Origin of the sequence: Flavobacterium sp., from assembly GCF_003525665.1 — a bacterium.
GTDB lineage: Bacteria > Bacteroidota > Bacteroidia > Flavobacteriales > Flavobacteriaceae > Flavobacterium.
This window is the reverse complement of sequence record NZ_DQDX01000174.1, coordinates 1-5,665: the sequence shown is the minus strand read 5'-3', so window position 1 is coordinate 5,665 and position 5,665 is coordinate 1. Positions and strand designations below refer to the sequence as shown.

Annotated in this window: 2 protein-coding genes; both read right to left on the bottom strand. The window is 35.1% G+C overall.

Annotated elements, in window-relative coordinates; translation table 11 throughout:
- The coding region (gene purL / locus DIU01_RS12065) for a phosphoribosylformylglycinamidine synthase (protein ID WP_290834799.1) at positions 1-3,641 on the bottom strand (3,641 nt) is incomplete at its 3' end.
- Between the two features lie 201 nt (positions 3,642-3,842).
- Positions 3,843-5,438, bottom strand: coding sequence for a hypothetical protein (locus DIU01_RS12060; RefSeq protein WP_290834797.1), 1,596 nt, complete (start codon positions 5,436-5,438; stop codon positions 3,843-3,845).
- Positions 5,439-5,665: the final 227 nt, after the last annotated feature.

The window sequence follows — 5,665 nt, the reverse complement described above, 5'->3', positions numbered from 1 at the left end:
GCTTCAATCCATGGCGAAACTTCATCGTTGCTGTCTTTTGGATAATGTGCCCAATTCCATGGAAACGTTGAGCGCTCAATGTGTGGCATCATCACTAAATGTCTTCCTGTTGTGTCGCATAGCATTGCAGTGTTGAAATCAGAACCATTTGGATTGGCAGGATAACCTTCGTAACCATATTTGGCTACAATATTGTACTGACTTTCGTCATAAGGTAATTTGAATTTTCCTTCACCATGTGAAACCCAAACACCCAATGTCGTTCCGGCCAACGTAGATAACATCACCGAATGATTTTCTTGCACTTTCACCGATGTAAAAATACTTTCGTGTTTGTGCGAATCGTTGTGTTGCATTTTTCCGTGAATTTCATGCTCCGGATTTACCAATTCTAATTCCATAAACAATTGGCAACCATTACAAATTCCGACAGATAAGGTATCTTCACGTTTAAAGAAATTCTTCAAAGCCGTATTTGCTTTTTCGTTGTATTTGAATGCTCCAGCCCAACCTTTAGCCGAACCCAAAACATCCGAATTTGAAAATCCACCAACAGCTCCAATAAACTGAATGTCTTCCAGAGTTTCTCTTCCCGAAATCAAATCGGTCATGTGAACGTCTTTTACATCAAATCCGGCTAAGTACATCGCATTCGCCATTTCTCGTTCAGAATTACTTCCTTTTTCACGAATAATCGCTGCTTTCGGACGTGGTTTAGATTCATCAATAATTGGCGCTAATCCAGTAAAATGACTTGGAAAAGTATAACTTAACGCTTGATTTCCTAAATTATCAAATCGTTCTTTTGCTTTGTTGTTTTTTGTTTGTTTTTGGTCGAGTAGGAACGAGGTCTTGAACCAAGTATCTCTATAATTTTCAATATTTAAATTCCAAATTCCAAAATCTAACGAAGGTATATTTTGTACAGAACCAATCTTGAAAATTTCCATTCCTTCAAATGCTTTTTCAAAAATAGTATCGTCATTTGCTTGAAGCACAATTCCGATATTTTCTGCAAATAGAATTTTGACTAAATCTTTTTCTTCAAATGCATCAAAAGAAATTTTAGCACCCAAATTCACATCGGCAAAACATAGTTCTAATAATGTTGTGATTAATCCACCACTTCCAATGTCGTGTCCTGCAACAATTTGATTGTCTTTTATTAAATCTTGAATCGCATTGAAAGCACGTTTAAAGAAATCAGCATCTTTAATCGTTGGTGTTTCAGAACCAATTTTGTTCAAGGTTTGAGCAAATGAACTTCCGCCCAATTTAAACTCATCTTGCGATAAATTGATGTAATAAATCGAACCACCATTTCTTTGTAAAACTGGTTCAACCACTTTAGAAATCGCATCACAATTTCCTGCAGCCGAAATAATTACCGTTCCTGGAGCGATAACTTCACCATCAGCATATTTTTGTTTCATAGAAAGTGAATCTTTTCCAGTCGGAATATTGATTCCCAATTCGATTGCAAATGTAGAACAAGCTTCAACAGCTTCGTATAATCGAGCGTCTTCACCTTCGTTTTTACATGCCCACATCCAGTTGGCAGAAAGTGAAACACTTTTTAAATTATCTTTTAATGGTGCAAAAACAATATTCGATAACGCTTCGGCAATAGCATTTCTACTTCCAGCTTTTGGATCAATCAACGCCGAAATAGGAGCGTGACCAATAGAAGTAGCAATTCCTTCTTTTCCATTATAGTCTAAAGCCATCACACCAACATTATTCAATGGCAATTGCAATGGTCCAACACATTGTTGTTTGGCTACTTTTCCGCCTACGCAACGATCGACTTTGTTGGTCAACCAATCTTTACATGCAACAGCTTCAAGTTGTAAAACATTTTCTAAATAAGCCGGAATATTTTCTTCAGAATACTCTAAATCAGCATAATTTCTTGTGATGGTTTTGTCGGCCATAATGGTTTTTGGCGAACTTCCAAACATATCTTCTAGAGCGAAATCCATTGGTTTTTCGCCAGTAGTTTTACTTTCAAATGTAAATCGGTGATCACCAGTGACGTCACCCACTTGATACATAGGTGAACGTTCTCTATCGGCAATGCGTTGCAACGTATCAATGTCTTTCTGACCAATAACCAATCCCATACGTTCTTGCGATTCGTTACCAATTATTTCTTTAGCCGAAAGCGTTGGATCACCAACAGGCAATTTGTCTAAATCAATTAATCCGCCAGTTGCTTCTACTAGTTCTGACAAACAATTTAAATGTCCACCAGCGCCGTGATCGTGAATAGAAACTATCGGATTTTCATCACTTTCTACCATACCACGAATAGCGTTAGCAGCACGTTTTTGCATTTCAGGATTCGAACGTTGGATTGCGTTTAATTCGATTCCAGAACCAAAAGCTCCGGTATCGGCAGATGAAACTGCGGCGCCACCCATTCCGATTCTATAATTTTCACCACCAAGAATTACAATTTTATCACCAACTTTTGGCTCGTGTTTTTGTGCTTGTGATAATTTTCCATATCCAATTCCACCAGCTTGCATGATTACTTTATCATAACCAAGTTTTCGAGAGTCAACTCCGACAGAGTTTTGAACTCTGTCGGAGTTATTGTTTTCTTGATGTTCAAAAGTCAAAACCGAACCAGTAATTAAAGGTTGACCAAATTTGTTTCCAAAATCGGAAGCTCCATTTGAGGCTTTAATTAAGATATCCATCGGGGTTTGATACAACCATTTGCGTTCTTCAAATCCTAATTTGTTTTCTTGCAAACGAGAATAAGCTGTCATGTAAACAGCAGTTCCAGCTAATGGTAACGAACCTTGTCCACCAGCCAAACGATCTCTAATTTCTCCACCAGAACCAGTTGCTGCACCATTGAATGGTTCAACCGTTGTTGGGAAATTGTGTGTTTCTGCTTTTAAAGAAATAACCGAATCAAATTGTTTTTTAGAATAAAAATCGGGTTTATCAGCACTTTTTGGAGCAAATTGTTCTACTGTTGGTCCTTTTACAAACGCAACGTTATCTTTGTATGCCGATACAATATCGTTAGGATGTTCGGCAGAAGTTTTCTTAATTAATTTGAATAATGAAGTCGGTTTTTCTTCGCCATCAATCACAAAAGTTCCGTTGAAAATTTTATGACGACAGTGCTCTGAATTCACTTGAGAAAATCCAAAAACTTCAGAATCGGTTAGTTTTCTATTTAGTTTTTTAGCTAAATTATCAAGATAATCTACTTCGTCTTGACTTAAAGCCAAACCTTCTTGCTTGTTGTAAGCAGCGATGTCTTCAATTTCAAGAACCGCTTCAGGTTGAATATTTATGGTAAAAATATCCTGATTTAAATTGGAATATTTCTGAAAAAGCATTGGATCAAAATCAGAGAAATCTTCTGAAACTTTTTCAAATTCTTCAATTCTGATGATGCCTTCGATACCCATATTTTGAGTAATTTCTACAGCATTTGTGCTCCAAGGCGTTACCATTGCGGCACGAGGACCAACAAAAAAATCCGCAAGAACGGATTTATCTATTTTGTGTGCGTTAGCGAATAACCAATTTAGTTTTGAGATAGTTTCTGCCGAAAGTTCGTTTTGCGCTTGAACGGCAAAAACAGTAGTACTTTCGTTTCCGAAAAAATGAATCATTGTGTTGTTGTTTAATTTGGATTTGTACAGATTTTCATCTGAATTTGTCCATTTCTAGTTGTTGTGCAAATTTAGTGTAATTAGTACAATTGGCAAAATCAGAACGAAATAGTTTTTAACGATTTTTTCGACAAATTGTTGGAAACAAAAAAAGGTTTCAAATAGACACTTGAAACCTTTTAGTTTGTATAATTTTAAATTTTATGGAACATATTGATAAGCACCTAAATCGGTAGAAGTTGTTCTGTTAATTCCAGCAATATCAGTTGGAACTAATGCTGTCGCTGCTGTATCATGTGGTAAATTCAAATCTTCAGATAGCCATAACTGGTTTGTAGATTCGTCTTCAAATTTAGGATTGAATAATGTTGAATTTTTTGCGATTGAGCAGTTTGAATAATTTGTCGTGTTTGTTGGCGGATAGAATGAATTATTATTTGTGTTATTTGACTTTATCAAACAATTTGAGAATTCATAATTAAACGCGTTTGTTCCTTTTCTATCAATTAACAACTCATTTTGATTAGAACCATAAATGATGCAATTTGTAAAGCTAAAATTATTTACAGGATTGTTTGCATAAATTTCTGTTGCAGTTTCTACGTAATCGTTCAGTAAAACCGCAGCTTGTTGCGAACTTGGCCAGGTATTATTAAAAGTACAATGTGTGAAATTGTAAGTTCCTCCATAGGTGCACGCTAAGGTAGCTTGACCTGCATTGTTTATTACGAGATTACTTCCTTCTATAGTTGATTTTCTTGCCAATAGTCCAATATTTGCACAATCATAAATTTGCGAATTTTTTATGTTCAAATAGGGTGAACTTGAGTCAGTAAACAATGCTAAGTTTTGAGATAATATTCCAACGGTTGCATTTTTTATAGTCAAATGATTTATGCTGTTTTCAGTTGAAGTTGAATGATTTATAATTGCACCCCATTGTCCTGGAACATTAGAAAAATCGGGTTCTAAACGATCGCCCTCAAAAATGACTTCGTTTTCTAAAGCGTCTGTAACAGACAAACCACCTTCAATTTTTAAAGTTGCATTTTTACTAATAATTAATCCGGAATTTGCATGAAAATGAATTCTCGCACCAGGATTTACAGTTAAAGTTTTTCCATCAGGTACAAAAGCATAGCCATATATTACATAAGGTTTTGAATTGTTCCAGGTATATTCATCACCATTTACTGGATCATTATCATCTAAATTGCTACCAATTGCAACTACATTTTCTGCATTATCATCGAAACCTAAATTTATGGTTTCATACAAGAATTCACCATCAACTTCACTTCGTTGAGGATAGATAAAATAGGCATCTTGAATCAACGTAACCAATTCCACAGTTTGCGGTGCGCCACTTATATTGTAAAATTCTATTTTATCGGTATATAAAAAATCGGTTGGATTGGCACTTGCCACGTCGGCAGTAACTTCTATAAAAATGAACATACTGTCTTTGGCAAGAAGTTCAACATCGTTAAAGATTTTGCCTTCACCAATTCCGCTTGCGTCACTGTCTTCACCGGTTAATCCGTCAATCATCATTCTGTATTTCGAACTTGTGCCTTTTGCTAATTGAATTTTTGGGATAGAAATATCGTTATCACTTTTATTGTAAACCTTTAATCGATAAGTACTTGATCCAATATTTGTGAAAACGGTATCTAAGTAAACCGTATCTTTAGAAAAAGTCAATCCGCCTTTGCTAGGTTGAAATTCAAAGTCATTTCGACAAGAACTAAGCGAGATTATAAGTCCGAAAAGGAATAAAAATAGAGAATTTCTCATGTATAAAACTAATTTTGGTAAATGTATGTATTTATTTGAAATTTCAAAAAAGGTTTGATTAAAATTACAAACGCAAGAAGAAGCAATTTAGTTTGTTGAGATGAAAAGTAAACAAGAAATCGGTTTGTTTTACACGAATTTCACGAATTTCCACCAATTATAAGATTTTGTCTATTCTCTATTTTCTATTCTCTATTCTCTATTCTCTATTTTCTATTCTCTATATT

Coding starts and splice junctions, on each gene's coding strand:
- DIU01_RS12060 (WP_290834797.1), bottom strand. CDS start 5,438: ATGAGAAATTCTCTATTTTTATTCCTTTTCGGACTTATAATCTCGCTT.